Origin of the sequence: Allobosea sp. (assembly GCF_030695125.1) — a bacterium.
Classification (GTDB): Bacteria; Pseudomonadota; Alphaproteobacteria; order Rhizobiales; family Beijerinckiaceae; genus Allobosea.
The window spans coordinates 236,834-252,403 of record NZ_JAUYTP010000068.1; the positions used below are offsets into that span (position 1 = coordinate 236,834).

The 15,570-nt window shown below is 69.1% G+C and carries 16 protein-coding genes; 4 read left to right on the forward strand and 12 right to left on the reverse strand.

Features of this window, described 5'->3' with window-relative positions:
- Positions 1-81: 81 nt before the first annotated feature.
- Complete coding sequence (locus tag Q8S38_RS20810) at positions 82-1,095, reverse strand: aldo/keto reductase (protein WP_305682249.1); 1,014 nt, start codon at positions 1,093-1,095, stop codon at positions 82-84.
- Positions 1,096-1,319: 224 nt separating this feature from the next.
- Here Q8S38_RS20810 and fliK point away from each other — a divergent pair, with 224 nt between their 5' ends.
- The 4 genes from fliK (at position 1,320) to mog (ending at position 5,001) form a co-directional block, all read left to right on the forward strand.
- Positions 1,320-2,936, forward strand: a complete 1,617-nt coding sequence (gene fliK, locus Q8S38_RS20815; protein WP_305682250.1) for a flagellar hook-length control protein FliK — start codon at positions 1,320-1,322, stop codon at positions 2,934-2,936.
- Positions 2,933-3,250, forward strand: a complete 318-nt coding sequence (locus Q8S38_RS20820; RefSeq protein ID WP_305682251.1) for an EscU/YscU/HrcU family type III secretion system export apparatus switch protein — start codon at positions 2,933-2,935, stop codon at positions 3,248-3,250. Before fliK ends, Q8S38_RS20820 begins: the two co-directional genes overlap by 4 nt.
- Before the next feature lie 2 nt (positions 3,251-3,252).
- Positions 3,253-4,377 carry a GNAT family N-acetyltransferase gene (locus Q8S38_RS20825; RefSeq protein ID WP_305682252.1) on the forward strand — a complete coding sequence of 375 codons (1,125 nt, stop codon included), beginning with the start codon at positions 3,253-3,255 and terminating at the stop codon, positions 4,375-4,377.
- Between the two features lie 78 nt (positions 4,378-4,455).
- Positions 4,456-5,001: a molybdopterin adenylyltransferase gene (mog, locus tag Q8S38_RS20830; protein ID WP_305682253.1), complete on the forward strand. Its 546-nt coding sequence runs from the start codon at positions 4,456-4,458 to the stop codon at positions 4,999-5,001.
- Between the two features lie 4 nt (positions 5,002-5,005).
- Here the strand turns inward: mog and Q8S38_RS20835 are convergent, their stop codons facing one another.
- The 11 genes from Q8S38_RS20835 to Q8S38_RS20885 all read right to left on the reverse strand — a co-directional run bounded on the left by Q8S38_RS20835 (position 5,006) and on the right by Q8S38_RS20885 (position 15,569).
- Positions 5,006-5,647 (reverse strand): flavin reductase family protein, encoded by a 642-nt coding sequence (locus Q8S38_RS20835; protein WP_305682254.1) that lies wholly within the window; start codon positions 5,645-5,647, stop codon positions 5,006-5,008.
- 4 nt (positions 5,648-5,651) lie between these two features.
- Positions 5,652-6,581 (reverse strand): N-carbamoyl-D-amino-acid hydrolase, encoded by a 930-nt coding sequence (locus Q8S38_RS20840; RefSeq protein WP_305682255.1) that lies wholly within the window; start codon positions 6,579-6,581, stop codon positions 5,652-5,654.
- A 101-nt stretch (positions 6,582-6,682) separates the two neighbouring features.
- A complete protein-coding gene (locus Q8S38_RS20845; RefSeq protein WP_305682256.1) occupies positions 6,683-7,252 on the reverse strand; it encodes a glutathione peroxidase in 570 nt (189 codons plus the stop codon).
- 171 nt (positions 7,253-7,423) lie between these two features.
- Positions 7,424-7,813 (reverse strand): response regulator, encoded by a 390-nt coding sequence (locus tag Q8S38_RS20850; RefSeq protein WP_069055903.1) that lies wholly within the window; start codon positions 7,811-7,813, stop codon positions 7,424-7,426.
- Between the two features lie 12 nt (positions 7,814-7,825).
- Positions 7,826-8,917: a chemotaxis-specific protein-glutamate methyltransferase CheB gene (gene cheB / locus Q8S38_RS20855; protein ID WP_305682257.1), complete on the reverse strand. Its 1,092-nt coding sequence runs from the start codon at positions 8,915-8,917 to the stop codon at positions 7,826-7,828.
- Entirely contained in the window at positions 8,917-9,510 is a 594-nt protein-coding gene (locus Q8S38_RS20860; RefSeq protein WP_305682258.1) for a chemoreceptor glutamine deamidase CheD, read from the reverse strand. The genes cheB and Q8S38_RS20860 overlap by 1 nt, the downstream gene beginning before the upstream one ends.
- On the reverse strand, positions 9,507-10,352 hold the full coding sequence (locus Q8S38_RS20865; protein ID WP_305682259.1) for a CheR family methyltransferase: 846 nt from the start codon (positions 10,350-10,352) through the stop codon (positions 9,507-9,509). The genes Q8S38_RS20860 and Q8S38_RS20865 overlap by 4 nt, the downstream gene beginning before the upstream one ends.
- A gap of 26 nt (positions 10,353-10,378) precedes the next feature.
- Positions 10,379-12,313, reverse strand: coding sequence for a methyl-accepting chemotaxis protein (locus Q8S38_RS20870; protein ID WP_305682260.1), 1,935 nt, complete (start codon positions 12,311-12,313; stop codon positions 10,379-10,381).
- 72 nt (positions 12,314-12,385) lie between these two features.
- Positions 12,386-12,901 (reverse strand): chemotaxis protein CheW, encoded by a 516-nt coding sequence (locus Q8S38_RS20875; RefSeq protein ID WP_305682261.1) that lies wholly within the window; start codon positions 12,899-12,901, stop codon positions 12,386-12,388.
- Complete coding sequence (locus tag Q8S38_RS20880; protein WP_305682262.1) at positions 12,898-15,198, reverse strand: chemotaxis protein CheA; 2,301 nt, start codon at positions 15,196-15,198, stop codon at positions 12,898-12,900. Before Q8S38_RS20880 ends, Q8S38_RS20875 begins: the two co-directional genes overlap by 4 nt.
- Before the next feature lie 11 nt (positions 15,199-15,209).
- Entirely contained in the window at positions 15,210-15,569 is a 360-nt protein-coding gene (locus tag Q8S38_RS20885) for a response regulator (RefSeq protein ID WP_305682263.1), read from the reverse strand.
- Position 15,570: the final 1 nt, after the last annotated feature.

Consider the following 15,570-nt stretch of genomic DNA (forward strand, 5'->3'; position numbering starts at 1 on the left):
GTCCAGCTCGCGCCGCCCACCCGGCGCGATCGCGCTCAGTTAGGTGCGCTGCAGCGACAAGGCAAATGCCGGGCCGCCCGATCACGCAGCCGTGCGCGCGGGCCGGCCTTCGAGCGGATAGGCCGGGTCGCTGTAGCCCGGCGTCGAGGGATGGCCCGCCGGAACCAAGCCGTCGATCAGCGCCTCGTCCTCGGCGCTGAACGAGACCTCCAGCGCCGCGAGATAGGCCTGCCACTGCTCCAGCGTGCGCGGCCCGGCGATGGCGGCGGTCAGGAACCGGTTGTTCAGCACCCAGGCGACCGCGAACTGGATCGGCGTCATGCCGCGCGCGGCGGCGTGCTGCTTGATCGTCTGGGCGATGACGAGGCTCTCCTGGCGCCATTCCGTCTGCAGAATACGCTTGTCGCCGCGGGCTGCGCGCGTGCCCTGCTGCGGCGCCTCGCCGGGCTCGTACTTGCCGGTCAGGACGCCGCGCGCCAGCGGCGAATAGGAGGCGACGCCGAGCCCGTAATAGCCGCAGGCCGGCAGATGCTCGACCTCGGGCATCCGGTTCATCGCGTTGTAATAGGGCTGGCTGACGATCGGCCGGTCGATGCCGAGATCGTCGCAGAGACGGCAGATCTCGGCCAGGCGCCAGGAGCGGTAGTTCGAGACGCCGAAATGCCGGATCTTGCCCTGCGCGACGAGGTGCCCGATCGCCCGCATCGTCTCGACCAGCGGCGTCGCATGGTCTTCCTTGTGCAGATAATAGATGTCGATGAAGTCGGTGCCGAGCCGGCGCAGGCTGTCGTCGCAGGCCTGCAGCACCCATTTGCGCGAAAGCCCGCCCTGGTTGGGCCCCGGGCCCAGGGGGTTGGCGACCTTCGTCGCCAGCACCCAGTCGTGCCGCGACGCCGCGATCGCGCGCCCGGTGATCTCCTCCGAACGGCCTTCGGTGTAGACGTCCGCCGTGTCGATGAAATTGACCCCGGCCTCGCGTGCATGATCGACGATCGCCCGCGAGCCGACCTCATCGGTCGCACCGCCGAACATCATCGTGCCCAGGCAGATCGGCGACACTTTCAGGCCCGAGCGGCCCAGCTGGCGATAATCCATCGAAACGCTCCGTCGCAAACGCGCGGCCGGCCTCGGGGCACGGCCGTCTTCCCTGCTGCGCCGAGCCTGCCCCAGCCCCGCCCGGCACGCCAGCGCCGCTGACGCAGCCGCGCCCTGCAAGCCGTGCGCCGCTGGCCGACGACGGCGCGGGCAACCTGCCTAACCGCAAGGAAATGCTTAACCTTTCATGGCAGGGTCAGGCATTGCCCTGACGGCTGGAGCCGATGGACCTCGCCACCCTCGCCAAAAACCAGACCCTGGCCACGCTGCTGCAGGCGCTCGCGCCGACGACCGGGCTGGTCGCGGGCAAGACCGTCGAGGCGCGCCTGCTGGCACTGGCGGGCGACGGCACGGCCACGGCGCAGCTCGGCGCCGAGACCTTCTCCCTCATCCTCGCCGGCCCTGTCGCCAAGCAGGCTGCGCTTCAGCCCGGCGCGACGCTCGTCCTGCGGCTCGACGCCGGAGCCGATCCGACCGCCCCGCTGCAGGCAACCCTCGTCGCAGTGCGACCACCCTCTGTGCAGGGCGCGCAGAATGCGGCCACGACATCATCACAGGCCCCGACCTCACCGACAACGCCCGCGGGAGCGCCGGTGCCGGCCTCCGTTCCCGTTCCTTCCGCGACCCTATCCGGTCAGGCGGCAGCGCCCGCCCCTGCCGCGCTCCCGTCAGCCACCTCTGCAGGCGCAGGCACCGCCACGGCCTTATCCGGCGCGCCGTTCTTACCCAGCGCCCCCTTCCAAGCGCCAAGCGGCGCGCAGAGCGCGACCCTGCGAACGAGCACCGCGGCATCCACCTCGGCCGCGGGAACGAACCCGGCGCCACAGGCGGGACCAACGCTTCAGACCGGCCCGACCGCTTCGCCGCGCACGCTGGCGGGCCCCTTGCTGGGGCCGGCGCTGGCGCGGCAGGACAGCATGGCGCCGCTCCTGGCCAATATGCGGGCGCTCGCCGACGGTTCCGTTTCGCTGACCTTGCCCCGGCCGATCCTGACGCTGGTCGACCGGGTTCTCGCCCAGGCGCTGCCGGTCGAGCGCAAGGCCGTGACCGCGCCCATGCTGAAGACGGCGATCCAGAATTCCGGCCTGTTCCTCGAGGCGCATCAGGCACAGGGCGGCACCCCGCCGCCGGGCGACCTGAAGGCAGGGTTGCAGGCGCTGCGCGATCATCTCGCGCCGCTCCTTCAGGCGCTGGCTGCGCCGGCCGGCAAGACCGCGCCTTCAGCCACGGGCGCCGCCCTGGCGAACCTGCCCCTGCCGACGACCGACCCAAACGCGCGACCGGCGCCGCCCCGGCGCGATGGCGCGCTGTTTCCACCGCCCATCGCCGAGGCGAGCCTGTCGGCCGGCGACAAGCCGCTCGCCATCGTCGGGACGCTGCTGGAGCAGACCGACGCCGCGCTCGACCGCATCACGCTGTCGCAATACGCCTCGCTCCCGCCGGAGGGCTCACGCGCCGAGGCGCAGGCCAGCCAGCGCTGGCTGACCGAGATCCCGCTCGCCTTCCAGAACGGCGCCACGACGCTGCCCCTGCAGATCGAGAAGGAGCCGCCGCGCCGCGAGGCGGAGGGGTCGGCCGGCCCGCTCTGGCGGGTCCGCTTCGCGCTCGACGTGGAGCCTCTCGGCCCCTTGCAGGGCGTCGTCACCCTGCAGGGCCGCAGCGTCGGCATCACGCTCTGGGCCGAGCGCGAGGACACCAGCAAGCTGCTGCGCGGCGCCTCGCCGGGGCTGGAAGCGGCTTTGGCCGACGCCCAGTTCGAAAACCGCGCCATCGACATCCACACCGGCCAGCCGCGGGTAAGCCAGCCCACCGCCGGCCAGTTTCTGGACAAGATGTCATGACCGCACCCAGGAGCCCCACCAGCCCGGCGCCCTCCCCCCGCCAGATCGCGGTCGCGCTCGAATATGATGGCCAGGGCGCGCCGCGCGTCACCGCCAAGGGTCGCGGCGAACTCGCCCAGCGCATCGTCCAGACCGGCCGCGAGCATGGCGTCGCGATCGAGGAGAATGCGGTCCTGGCGCAGGCGCTCTCGGCGGTCGAGCTGGACGACCAGATCCCGGAGGAACTCTACCGGGCCACGGCGCAGGTCATCGCCTTCGTGCTCTCGCTGCGCGGCGAGATGCGCGACCGTCGCCGCGACGGCCGCAGGACGTGACCATGGCCATCGTCGTCCGGCGCATCAGGCCCGCCGATTACGCGGGTTACGGACCAGCCTTCGCTGCACTGGCCGCGCGCGCCTGCGAGCCCAATCCGCATATGGCGCCGGCCGCCGTCGCGGCTGCCCGCATCGTCCTGCCGGAGGACGGCATCGTCATCCTCGCCGCCTGGCTGAGCGAGGCCCTGGGCTCGGAGCGTCTCGCGGGGCTCTGGGCGCTGCGCCGCCAGCGCGATGGCCGCAGCGGGTTTGCCCCCGTGCTGACCGCGCCGCTCCTGCCGCTTTACGAGGTCTCCTCGCTGCCGGTCCTCGACGCCGACCGCGCCCAGGACGTCATGCAGGCGATGCTGCGCCATATCCGGGCGGCGGGGGATCTGCCTCATACGCTGGCCCTGCCCCTGCTCCCGCTCGAAGGCCCGAGCTTCGCCGCGCTGCAGGAGGCCTGCCGCGCCGGCGGCGGCCGCCTGGCCGTCGCCGAACGCTGGCAGCGCCCGGTGATGCGCCCGCAGCCCGGCGACGATGCCGAGCGCTATCTGCGGCGCACGCTCGGCCAGAGCTACAAGAAGCGCATGCAGCAGTTTCGCGCCATCGCCCGCCAGGGCGAGGTCAACTTCCAGCGTCGGCGCGGCGCGGCGGCCCGCGAGGCCCTGCCGCAGTTCCTGGCGCTGGAGGCGGCCGGCTGGAAGGGGCAGGCCGGCACCGCCATCGCTCGCCTGCCGCAGGCGCACGCCTATTTCGACAGCCTCGCCGCGCAATTCGCCGCCACCGATTCGCTGCAGATCGACACGCTGACGCTCGATGGGCACCCCCTCGCCATGGGACTGCTGGTCGAAAGCGCCGGAACACGGCATTTCCTCAAGATCGCCTATGACGAGATTCAAGCCCGCCATTCGCCGGGCCGGGCCCTGACCATCGCGATGCTCCAGGCCGATTTCGCAGGCACGCCGCCGGCGCTCTTCGACAGCGGCGCCGGCGACGGGGTCGACGCCGGCACCTATATCTGGGGCGAGCGCCGCGCCATGGGCAACGCCGTGCTGCGCCTCGGCAGCAGCCGGCCCGGCCTGCCCGAGGCAGCGGTAAAGCTGCGCCAAGGCCTGCGCGTCATGCGCGCCCGCCTGCGGCGCTGACCCCGCGAGAAATCGGTGGCGCCGGCCCGGGCGATCGGCGACATCTGCGCCGGACCGACACGACAAGGATCCCAGCTCATGACCACCGCGATCAGGATCGGCATCGTCACGGTGTCCGATCGCGCCTCCGCCGGCATCTATGAGGACGAAGGCGGCCCGGCCATCAGGGCTTATCTCGACAGGGCGCTGGCTTCGGTCTGGACGCCGGTCGCCCGGGTCATCCCCGACGACCGTGCCGTGATCGCCAGGACCCTGATCGACCTCGCCGACGAAGAAGGCTGCTGCCTGATCGTCACCACCGGCGGCACCGGCCCGGCCCCGCGCGACGTCACGCCCGAGGCGACGGAGGATGTGATCGAGAAGCCGATGCCGGGTTTCGGCGAACTGATGCGGCAGGTCAGCCTCGCCAAGGTGCCCACCGCCATCCTGTCGCGCCAGACCGCGGGCATTCGCGGCCGCAGCCTGATCGTCAACCTGCCCGGCCGCCCCCGCGCCATCGCCGAATGCCTCGACGCGGTGATGCCGGCGATCCCCTACTGCATCGACCTGATCGAAGGTCCTTATTTGGAGACCGACCCGGCCGTCATCGTGGCGTTCCGACCGGGACAGAAGCCGAAAGGCTGAATCCTCAGCCGCCGCGCGTCGCCAGCCACTCCGCATAGGTGCCGCGCTTCAGGTCGAAGCGGTCGTTCTGGCGCGAATAGCCGTCGGCGAACATCCGCCCCACCGGCTTGTAGTCGCTCAGGCTGACCCGCAATGTCGCCGGATCGACCAGCCCCGCGCGGGCATGGATGCGCACGACCTCGCCGATCAGCAGTTCGCGCGTCGGCGTGAACGCCATCGACACGGTCTTGCGGCATTCCAGCGCGAACGGCGCCTGCGCGATATGCGGCACGCCGATGCTGACGCCGGGCAGGAGCGAGAGGCCCGCCGCCTCGATCTCGCTGACCTCGGGCGGGAAATCGATCGCGCAGATGTTCATCGCCTCGGCCAGCGCCTCGTCGACGAGATTGACGACGAATTCGCCGGCCGCCGCGATGTTGCGAGTGGTATCCTTGGGGTTGTTGCCCGGCTTGTGCTGGAGCCCGAGCACGACGAGCGCCGGGTCTTCCGAGAAGACGTTGAAGAAGCTGAACGGCGCCGCATTGACCACGCCCTCGGCCGAGAGGGTGGTGACGAGCGCGATCGGGCGCGGCGTGACGCTGGCGCAGAGCAGCTTGTAGCGCTCGCGCGGCGCGATCTCGGAGAAGGCGACGGTGAAGGCGCTCATCGCCTCACTCCGGCTCGACCACGCCCACTTGGGCGGTGATCTTGCCGTAATGCTCGATCCGGCGATGCCGCTTGAAGTCGAAGATCGTCTCCTTGCCGAAACGGGTGTCGTCGAGATCGCAGGACACGACGATGATCCCGTCCGCCTCGCCCTCGAGTTCGGCCACGATCTCGCCGTCGGGGTTCACGATCAGCGTGCCGCCCATCAGGTGGTGGCCGTCCTCGTCGCCCGCCTTGGCGACGGCCACGACCCAGCAGGAGTTCTGGTAGGCGCCGGCCTGCACCGAGAGCCGGTGGTGGAACAGCCGCTGTGCCAGCCCTTCCCCACCCTTCTGCGAGTTGACCGAGGGCGTGTTGAAGCCGAGCACGACCATCTCGACGCCCTGCAGCCCCATCACCCGATAGGTCTCCGGCCAGCGCCGGTCGTTGCAGATGCACATGCCGAGCAGGCCGCCCATCGTGCGCCAGACCGGAAAGCCGAGGTCGCCGGGCTCGAAATAGCGCTTTTCGAGATGCTGATGCGTCCGGTCCGGATCATACTCGACATGGCCCGGCAGATGGATCTTGCGGTACTTGCCGACGATCGCGCCGCTCTTGTCGACGATGATCGAGCTGTTGAAATGCTGCCCCTCCGGGGTCAGCTCGGCATAGCCGAAGCTCATGCCCATGCCATGGGCCAGCGCCCGGTCGAACAGCGGCTGGACGGCCGGGTTGGGCATCGCCGCCTCGAACCAGGCATCGGCCTCGGCGCGGTCCTCGTGATACCAGCGCGGAAAGAAGGTCGTCAGCGCCAGCTCGGGATAGACGATGAAATCGGCCCCCTTGGCCTTGGCCTCGTCCATCAGGGCGAGCATCCGTGCGACGACCTCGGCCCGGCCCTCGGCCTTCTGGATCGGCCCGAGCTGGGCGGCGGCGACGGTCAGGATGCGGGACATGGAAAACCTCGGCGGCGGGCTGGACAAGGGTTGGCGTAGCAACCTGACCGGCTTAGCGAAATCGATGCCAGCCGCCTATCCGCAAGCCATGTTCGCGACGCTCAGCCCGCCTGCAATTCCTGCCCGATGGCCCGCACCAATTGGGGGCCGATCGGATCGGTCAGCGAGGAATAACCGCCCAGGAGTTCGCCGGAGCGGCCGACCAGATACTTGTGGAAGTTCCAGCGCGGCGTCTCGCCCGGCTTCTGTGCCGCCGCCCAGCGATAGAAGGGGTGCGCCTCGGCGCCCCTGACGACCGACTTCTCGGCGAAGGCGTAGGTCGCGCCATGGCTCTGGCGGGCGGCCTCCGCGATCGCCGCGCCTTCCAGCGGCTCCTGCCCGCCGAAATCATTGCTGGGCACCGCGATCAGCATCAGGCCCCGCGCCCGGTAGCGCTGCCAGAGCTGTTCGAGCGAGGCGAACTGCCCGGCAAAGCCGCAATTCGTCGCCGTGTTGACGATCAGCACCGGACGACCGCGATAGGCCTGCAGCGGCAGCGAACCACCTCCGGCCTTGCCGAAGGTGAAGGACGAGGCGGAGGGCGCCGTCTGCGCCGCCACCGCCGCACCGGTGAACGGCAGCGCACAGGCGCCCGCCATACCACTCAAGACATCCCGACGCCGCAAGGTCATGACCCGATCCTCCTGGCTGCGGACGGACGGCGCCCGTCCCGCTTCATGCAATCATCGCACATACGAAGCGATCGCCGAAACGGATGTGCCCCGCGGCGTTTCAGCCCGGGGCACGCATCGTATTGGCCATGCGGATCGGTTCGGCCGGTCGCACCGGCCGAGCCCGTTTCGTCAGGAGCTGAGCGCCAGCACCTTCTTCACGCGCACTTCGAGGTCGCGCAGCTCGTAGGGCTTCACGACGTAATGATCGGCGCCGTTGGAGGTGGCCTCGTCCATCTTGTCGACCGACCGCTCGGACGTCGCCATGATGATCTTGATCTGGTTGAGCTCGGGGACCGAACGAATGGCCCGCAGCAGATCGATGCCGCTCATGCCGTCCATGTTCCAGTCGAGCAGCAGCAGATCATAGCGCTTGGTCTGCATCTTCATCAGCGCTTCGCGCGCGTTCTCGGCCTCGTCGATGTCCTGAAACTCGATCTGTTTCAGAAAATACGTCGCGAGGCCGCGCATGCTCTTCTGGTCGTCGACAACGAGGATCCTGTACTCGCTTCTCGCCTTCATCACGAAATCTCCTTACGCGGTGCGCAGATGCGACCGCTCACCGAGCAGGTTGCTGACGGCCGCACCAATCTGGTCGAGCGCCACAACCCGGTCGGCGGCACCTATTTCGAACGCCGCTTTCGGCATCCCGTTTACCACACAGGTTTCCCCGCTTTGGATTAACGTATCGGAACCCGATTTCCGCATGGCTAACAAACCCTCTGCGCCGTCTCGGCCCATGCCCGTGAGCAGGATGCCGATAGCATGAGCGCCGATGCTCCGCGCGACCGAATGGAACATCACATCGACGGACGGCGAATGACCGCTGACCAGCGGCCCCTCCCGCAGAACGCAGACGAACTCGCCACGGCGCTCCTCGATCTCGAGATGACGCGGACCACCCGGCGCGACCACCGCCATGCCGGGCTTGAGCTTGTCGCCGTCGCTGGCCTCGCGGACGTCGAGGCCGGTCGCCGTCGCCAGCCGCGCCGCGAACTTGGCCGTGTAGCCAGGCGGCATATGCTGGACCACGGCGATCGGCAAGCGCAGATGCGCGAGATCGCGCATGACGACCTGCACGGCGGGAACGCCGCCGGTCGAGGCCCCGATCGCGATGAAGGAGGCTTTGCCGCCGGCACGCGCCGGCTCCCGCGGGGCCAGGACACGGGCCGGCGCCGTCTCGCGCCTTGAGGCGAACATCCGGCGGCTGGCCGAAGCACGCTGCAGCGCGCCCACGAGATGGCGCATGAAGCCTTCGAGCGTGTTGGTCGTGCCGTCGGGCTTCTCGATGAAGTCGATCGCGCCCAGTTCCAGCGCCTGGATGGTGTTGTCGGCGCCGGGGCCGCCGAATGCGGAGACGATCAGCACCGGCAGCGGGTCCTGCTTCAGGACGCGCGCCAGCAGCTTCAGCCCATGGCGGCCGGGCAGTTCGAGATCGAGCGTCACCACGTCGGGGCGCAGCTCCTGGATCGCGTCCCAGCCCTCTTCGGCGCTGCCGGCGACGCCGATCACCTTGAAGCCGGGGGCGCCATCGATGATCTGCGTCATCAGCTTCTGCATCAGCACCGAGTCGTCGACGACGAGGACCTTGACCGGGCTGGCGGCGGAGGGGGAGCTTATCGGCATCACCAGACCTCCACTTCACCGCCCACGGGCTGGGTCTTGAGCCGGTTGAGATACGCCACTTCCTGCTGGTGGTCGGGATCGCGCGCCGTCGACTGGACATGCTGGACCCAGGCCCGCCCCGTCGAGGGCTGGTAGTGGATGCGTCGCGAGCGCGTCCCCCCGACATCCTTCGAGACGATCGGGATGCCTTCCCGGTTGAGGAACTCGGTGACGAAGGCGATGTTGCCGTCGCCGATCGCCAGCATCGTCGCTCCTGACAGGACGCGTGCGCCGCCGAAGACCTTGCATTCGAGATTGCCGCGTCGCGCGCCGCGCTTGAGCAGCCCGTTGATCAGCACCTCCATCGCCGTGTCGCCATAGCGCTCGCCGGCATTGGCGTCGGAGCCGCCATTGTTCTTGGGCAGCAGGAAATGGTTGAGCCCGCCAACCCCGGCCTGCGGATCGCGCATGCACACCGAGATGCAGGAGCCCAGCACGGTCGCGACGATCTCATCCTTGGCCGCGGTGATCTCATGTTCACCGGGAGCGACCGTGATGATGTTCGCTTCGAAACGTGGGTCGAAATAGCGACGGGAGGAACGCGCGACGCTCATGGCAGTCTCTCATAGATCGTGCGGCCGATCAGGCGCAGTTGAGGGTGAGGCTGTGGCAGGGATTCCGAATGCCCGAGATAAAGGAACCCGCCCGGCGCGAGCAGCGTGACGAAGCGATCGAGGATCGAGGCCTTCGTCTGCGTATCGAAATAGATGAAGACGTTGCGACAGAAGATCACGTCGAACGGGCCGCTCATCGGCCATTTCTCGATCAGGTTCAGCCGCTTGAAGGAGATCATCCGGCGCAGGTCTTCGGTGATGCGCGCCTCGCCCCGGCCGGCATGGGCCTCGACCTTGAGCAGCGGCTTGACGTCCGAGGGCAGCCTGTCGAACTGGTCGGCCGAGTAGACCGCCGCTTCCGCCTTGATCAGGATATCGGTGTCGATGTCGGTCGCCAGGATCTTGAAGTCGACATCGCTGCGCGAGCCCAGAACGTCGCGCGAGACCGCGGCGATGCTGTAGGGCTCTTCCCCGGAGGACGCCGCCGAGCACCAGATCCGGATGCGCCCGCGCCGGCCGCCGCGCTCCTGCACCAGACGCGGCAGCACGTCCTTGCGCAGATGGTCGAAATGGTGGCGCTCGCGGAAGAACGAGGTGTGGTTGGTCGTCACCGCGTTGATCAGTTCGGGAATCTCGTCGGCGGCCTGCGGCGTCTTCAGGTAGGCGCAGTATTCCGCGACCGAGTTCAGCCCGAGCGCCTTGACGCGCCGCGCCAGGCGGCCGCGCGTCATCGCTTCCTTGTGTTCGCGGATGACGATCCCGGCCTGCTCATAGACCAGCTTCGAGATGAAACCCATGTCGTCGCGCGTCAGCGTGACGTCCGTGAGCTGGCCCTGGGCCATGGCTGCATTCGATCTCGACATTGCCACTAGAACTCCGCCCAGTCATCGGCGCGTCCGCCGCCGGCGACACGCCGGCGCGGCTCGAGCCGGGGTTTTGCCGCCGGTTCGGGCCGGCGCGTTTCATTCGCTTTCGCAGCCATGCGCACCGGCATCGCGGGTGCCGCCGGCCGGATCGACCGCGGCGTCTCCATCAGCATCCGCTGCGGCGCCGGCACAGGCTGGGCATGGGCCATGGCGGCGCCATCGGCCCGGAAGAACGACACCAGCCGCCGCAGCGTGGTGATCTCGCTCATCAGCTCCGTTGCCGACGTCGCGCTCTGCTCGGCCAGCGCCGAGTTCTGCTGCGTCGTCTCGTCCATATGGGCGACGGCGCGGCTCATCTCCTCGATGCCGTGCGCCTGCTCGGCGGTCGCCCGCGAGATCTCGACGACGGTGGCCGAAACCTTGCCCGTGGCGGCGACGATCCGCTCCAGCGCATCGCCGGTCGAGCGCACGAAGCGGACCCCTTCGCCGACCTGTTCGTTGGAGGTGACGATCAGCCCCTTGATGTCCTTGGCCGCCTGGCCCGAGCGCTGCGCCAGGGCGCGCACCTCGGAGGCGACGACGGCAAAGCCCCTGCCCGCATCGCCGGCACGCGCCGCCTCGACGGCGGCGTTCAACGCCAGCAGGTTGGTCTGGAAAGCGATGTCGTCGATCACCGAGACGATCTCGGAAATGCGCTCCGACGAGCTTTCGATCCGCTCGATCGCGCCGACGGCCTTGACGACGACGTCCTTGCCGTCCTGCGCCACGCCCATCGCCTCGTTGGCGAGTTCCGTCGCCTCGCGCGAACGGGTCGCACTCTGCTTGACCGAGGCCGCGAGCTGCTCCGTCGTCGCGGCGGTTTCCTCGAGATTGGCGGCGGTCTGCTCGGTCCGCTCGGCGAGGTCGCCCGCGCCGGAATCGATTTCGCCGGCTGCGCGGGCGACATGCCCGGCCGTGCCCTGGATCGTCGCGACCGTCTCGCCGAGATGGGCCAGCGCCGTGTTCAGGCTGGCCTTCAGCTCGGCCAGGCGGCCCCGATAGGTCCCGGTCATGCGCTGGGTCAGGTCGCCCTCGGCGAGCCCTCCCACCACGGCCGCGAATTCGCCGATCGCCGATTCGACCAGCCCGTTGATCTCGTTCATGCCCTCGGCGATGCGCAGCAGGGCGTCGGGCTTGCCCGCAACCGGCACGCGGCGCGAGAAATCGCCCTCGACGGCCGCCGCCACCATGTCGGCGACCTCGGCGGCCGCGGCCAGCTCGTCCGTCAGCTCGAGCCATTCGACGGCGGTGCCGAGGCGGCGGCCATCGGCATGCATCACGGGCGAGAGCGACAGGGAAACCGTGCGCCGTCCGAGCGCAAAGCGGATCGCCTGCTGGGCGCCCGGATGCAGCGAGGCCTTGGCCTGCACGCTTTCCATGACGCGGCCGAGCATGTCCTTGGCCGAGCAGCCCGGAAACGCCGCGCGGAAATCCTCCTGCGCCTCGCCGAAGAAGCGCAGCAGCGAGCCGTTGACATAGACGACCCGGCCTTCGCCGTCGCAGACCATGACATTGGTGCGGCAGCCGTCGAGCGCGGCCCGGATGCGGGCGGCCTCCTCGCCGGACAGGTGCATCGCCTTGAGCGCGCGGGCGAGATCGCCGAGCGAGTCGCCACGGTCGAGCGCGGGAATCTCAGCGATGTCGCCGGTCGACAGGCGGATCGCGGCCTCGCGCAGCCGCATGATCGGCTGCTGGATGCGGCGTCCCGCGGCCCAGGTCGAGAGCCCCACGACACAAACGCCGGCGGCGGCGAGCCCGAGCAGGGATGGTCCGGTCAGCCCCAGGGCAGCTTGATAGGCCAGGATGCCGGCTGTCCCCGCCGTGACCATCGTGGTCGCGGCGAGCAGCAGCGGCAGTTCGAGACCGGTTTTCGGAGAGTGGCCGAGGGCGCTGCCCATTAATGCTGTCGTTTCTTGTTCGGCCCGCGCTTTATGCAACGCCACTCCTCGGGCCATCCATCGGTCGGTTGATCAGCTCGCGCGGGCGAGCTTCGCCATCGGGGTTTCGACACCGCCGTCGCGGATCACCGCCGCGAGGTCGAGCAGGGCGACGATGTCGGTGTCGAGCAGGACGAGGCCCTCGATCAGGCCGTGCTCGTCGCGCTCCAGGTCGGGCGCCGGGCGCACCGCGCTGACGGGCACGTCGACGATGTCCGAGACCGAGTCGACCAGCAGGCCGGCGACCTTGTCCTCGATGTCGACGACGACGATGACATGGGTCGCGGTCGCGTCTGTCGTGCCCAGCCCGATCGAGGTCCGCAGATCGTAGACCGCCAGGATCACGCCGCGCAGGTTGAGCACGCCGCGGACATGCGGAGCCGCATGCGGCAGCGGCGTCGTCGCCTGCCAGCCCTTGATCTCGCGGACCATGCCGACGTCGATTCCAAAGGTGCGGTCGCCAACCTTGAAGGTGACGATCCGGCGCGCTGCCGATTCCGGCTGCGCCGACGAGAAGTGCTTTTCGCCGAGTTGCAGGGTCATGGTCATCCAGCCAGTTTCAGTTCGGTTGCAGGGGGGCGCTCGCCGGTAGCGGCGAGGCGCAGCATGGAGTCGACGTCGAGAATCAGGGCGACGAGACCGTCGCCGAGAATGGTGGCGGCCGAAGCGCCATGGACGGTGCCGTAATTGCCTTCGAGGCTCTTCACGACGACCTGCTGCTGACCGACGATTTCGTCGACCGCGATGCCCACATTGTCGCCGCGCTCGGTCTCCGCGATGATGATGATGTTCTCGTTGCGGGTCCCCGAAGAGCCCATCACCGCACCCAGCCGATGCAGCGGCGTGATCTCGCCACGCCAGCGCAGAACCTCCTGCCCGAAGGTCAGATGCTCGATCGGCGTCGAGGCGAGATGCTGCGTCTCGATCACGCTGGCGATCGGGATGACGTAGCGGTCGGCCCCGCAGCGGATGACCATGCCTTCAAGCACGGCCAGCGTCAGCGGCAGGGCGAGCGTGAACTTGCAGCCGCGGCCCGGCTCGGAGTCGACGCTGATGCGCCCGCCGAGCGATTCGACGTTCCGGCGCACCACGTCCATGCCGACGCCGCGGCCCGAGACGTCGCTGATCACCTCGGCCGTGGACAGGCCGGCAGCGAAGATGAGCTGGTCGATCTCTTCCGGAGCGAGCTTCTCGTCGGCCCCGACGAGGCCGCGCGAGCGCGCCTTCGCCAGCAGACGGTCTCGGCCGATGCCGCGACCATCATCCGTCACCGAAATCACGATGCGCCCGGCGCGGTGCTCGGCGATGAGCTTGATCGTGCCTTCGGGGCTCTTGCCGGCCGCGATGCGGTCTTCCGGCGTCTCGAGCCCGTGGTCCATCGAGTTGCGGATCATGTGGGTCAGCGGATCGGCCAACTCCTCGATGATCGTCTTGTCGACTTCGGTGTTTTCGCCCTCCAGAACGAGGCGCACTTCCTTGCCGAGCGTCTGGGCGAGTTCGCGCACCAGGCGCGGCATGCGCTGGAACACGGCCTTCACCGGCTGCGCGCGCACCGCCATGACGTGGTCCTGGAGTTCGCGGGTCTGGCGCGACAGGGTCAGGATGCCTTCGGCGGTCTTGGCGTAGACGTCGTAGGGCAGCGAGCGGACGCACTCGACCAGCATCGACTGGGTGATGACGATCTCGCCGACGAGGTTCATCAGCTTGTCGATGCGGTCGAGATCGACACGCACGCTGACGGCCGTGCGCTGGCGCGCGGCGGCGGCATCGTTGGCGGGGGCGCGGGCGGCAGCCTTGGCGGCGGGCGCCTCGACCACGGCCGTGACCGGTGCAGCGACCGCGACCGGCGCGGCCGGCGCAGCCTCGGCGGCCTCGCTGCTGGGGCTGGCGGGGCCGAGTTTGGCCAGGATCGCCGACAGGTCGGCGGCAACCGAACCGGACACCTCGGCATTCCCGGCGGTGGCGGCCGGAGCCGGCGCGGCTGCGGCGGCGTCCTCGACCACCTCGATCTGGAATTCTTCGGTCGCGAGGGTGAAGTCGAAGCGACTGCAGATGTCTTCGACCGACAGTTCAGTGCGCATCGTCACGACGAAGCGCATGAAGCAGTCGGAGACGTCGATCGTCTCGAGCGCGGGAACCTGGCCGAGATCGCAGACGATCGAAACGATGTCGTCGGCCGGCAGCGAAGCGAAAACCACCCGCGGCTCGATCACGCGGCGGAACAAGTCCGATTCGGGCGCGATTCGCAGAATGATCGTGCGGCCGGGCTTGGTCGAAGCCGGCTTGGCGGGCTCATCGCCCCAGCCCGCGTCGACATTCGACGGCGACGCGGTCTTGGCCTCGACCATCGCCAGCAGATTGCCGAGCGCCGCGACGCCCAGGGGCGCGTCGGCCGCAGGAGCGGGTGCGGCGACCGGAGCAGGAGCTGCGGCAGGCGGCGGCGGCGCGGCTGCGGGCGCCGCGCCGGGCGCCTTGCCGACCTGCTCGAGCGCGGCCAGAAGGTCGGGCCGCGGACGGGCCGGCTCGTCGTTGCGGGCGGCCGAGACGAGGTCGGCGACCGCGTCGGAGCAGCGCAGGAACAGCGCGAACGGAGCATCTTCGAGCGCGACGCGACCCGACCGCAGATGGTCAAGCGAAGCTTCGAAGACGTGCGCGAAAGCCACCAGCTCGGTGCAGCCGAAGGCGCCGGCGCCACCCTTGATCGAGTGGATGGCCCGGAACGCGGCATTGACGTCTTCGGGATCGGTCGAGCCTTCGTCCAGCGCCTGCAGACGCAGTTCGAGCGCTCCCAGGAGCTCTTCGCACTCCTGGAAGAATGTCTGCTTGAGTTCAGCCAACGGATCCATGGACGCAAGCCTCAGTTCTGGTAGCGGGCGACGAGGCCGAGCAGCGTGTTGGGCTCGAAGGGTTTGACCATCCAGGCGCTGGCGCCGGCGCGCCGGCCCTCGGCCTTGATCTCAGCGCCGTTCTCGGTCGTCAAAACGATGATCGGCGTGTTCTGTCCGGCAGGACGGGCCCGGCAAGCCCGGGTGAACTCGATTCCGTCCATCAGGGGCATGTTGAGATCGGTGATCACGAGATCGGGCCGGAACTGGTCGAACTTGACCAGGCCGTCTTCACCGTTTTCCGCCTCCGCCACCTCGTGGCCGGCATTGCGCAACGTCAGACTCAGCAAGCTGAGCAGGGTCTTGGTATCGTCGATGGCAAGAATGCGCATT

Coding starts and splice junctions, on each gene's coding strand:
- Q8S38_RS20850 (WP_069055903.1), bottom strand. CDS start 7,813: ATGAAGGCGAGAAGCGAGTACAGGATCCTCGTTGTCGACGACCAGAAG.
- Q8S38_RS20835 (WP_305682254.1), bottom strand. CDS start 5,647: ATGAGCGCCTTCACCGTCGCCTTCTCCGAGATCGCGCCGCGCGAGCGC.
- cheB (WP_305682257.1), bottom strand. CDS start 8,917: ATGCCGATAAGCTCCCCCTCCGCCGCCAGCCCGGTCAAGGTCCTCGTC.
- Q8S38_RS20885 (WP_305682263.1), bottom strand. CDS start 15,569: ATGCGCATTCTTGCCATCGACGATACCAAGACCCTGCTCAGCTTGCTG.
- Q8S38_RS20875 (WP_305682261.1), bottom strand. CDS start 12,901: ATGACCATGACCCTGCAACTCGGCGAAAAGCACTTCTCGTCGGCGCAG.
- Q8S38_RS20870 (WP_305682260.1), bottom strand. CDS start 12,313: ATGGGCAGCGCCCTCGGCCACTCTCCGAAAACCGGTCTCGAACTGCCG.
- mog (WP_305682253.1), top strand. CDS start 4,456: ATGACCACCGCGATCAGGATCGGCATCGTCACGGTGTCCGATCGCGCC.
- Q8S38_RS20825 (WP_305682252.1), top strand. CDS start 3,253: ATGGCCATCGTCGTCCGGCGCATCAGGCCCGCCGATTACGCGGGTTAC.
- Q8S38_RS20810 (WP_305682249.1), bottom strand. CDS start 1,095: ATGGATTATCGCCAGCTGGGCCGCTCGGGCCTGAAAGTGTCGCCGATC.
- Q8S38_RS20840 (WP_305682255.1), bottom strand. CDS start 6,581: ATGTCCCGCATCCTGACCGTCGCCGCCGCCCAGCTCGGGCCGATCCAG.
- Q8S38_RS20845 (WP_305682256.1), bottom strand. CDS start 7,252: ATGACCTTGCGGCGTCGGGATGTCTTGAGTGGTATGGCGGGCGCCTGT.
- Q8S38_RS20860 (WP_305682258.1), bottom strand. CDS start 9,510: ATGAGCGTCGCGCGTTCCTCCCGTCGCTATTTCGACCCACGTTTCGAA.
- Q8S38_RS20880 (WP_305682262.1), bottom strand. CDS start 15,198: ATGGATCCGTTGGCTGAACTCAAGCAGACATTCTTCCAGGAGTGCGAA.
- Q8S38_RS20865 (WP_305682259.1), bottom strand. CDS start 10,352: ATGGCCCAGGGCCAGCTCACGGACGTCACGCTGACGCGCGACGACATG.
- Q8S38_RS20820 (WP_305682251.1), top strand. CDS start 2,933: ATGACCGCACCCAGGAGCCCCACCAGCCCGGCGCCCTCCCCCCGCCAG.
- fliK (WP_305682250.1), top strand. CDS start 1,320: ATGGACCTCGCCACCCTCGCCAAAAACCAGACCCTGGCCACGCTGCTG.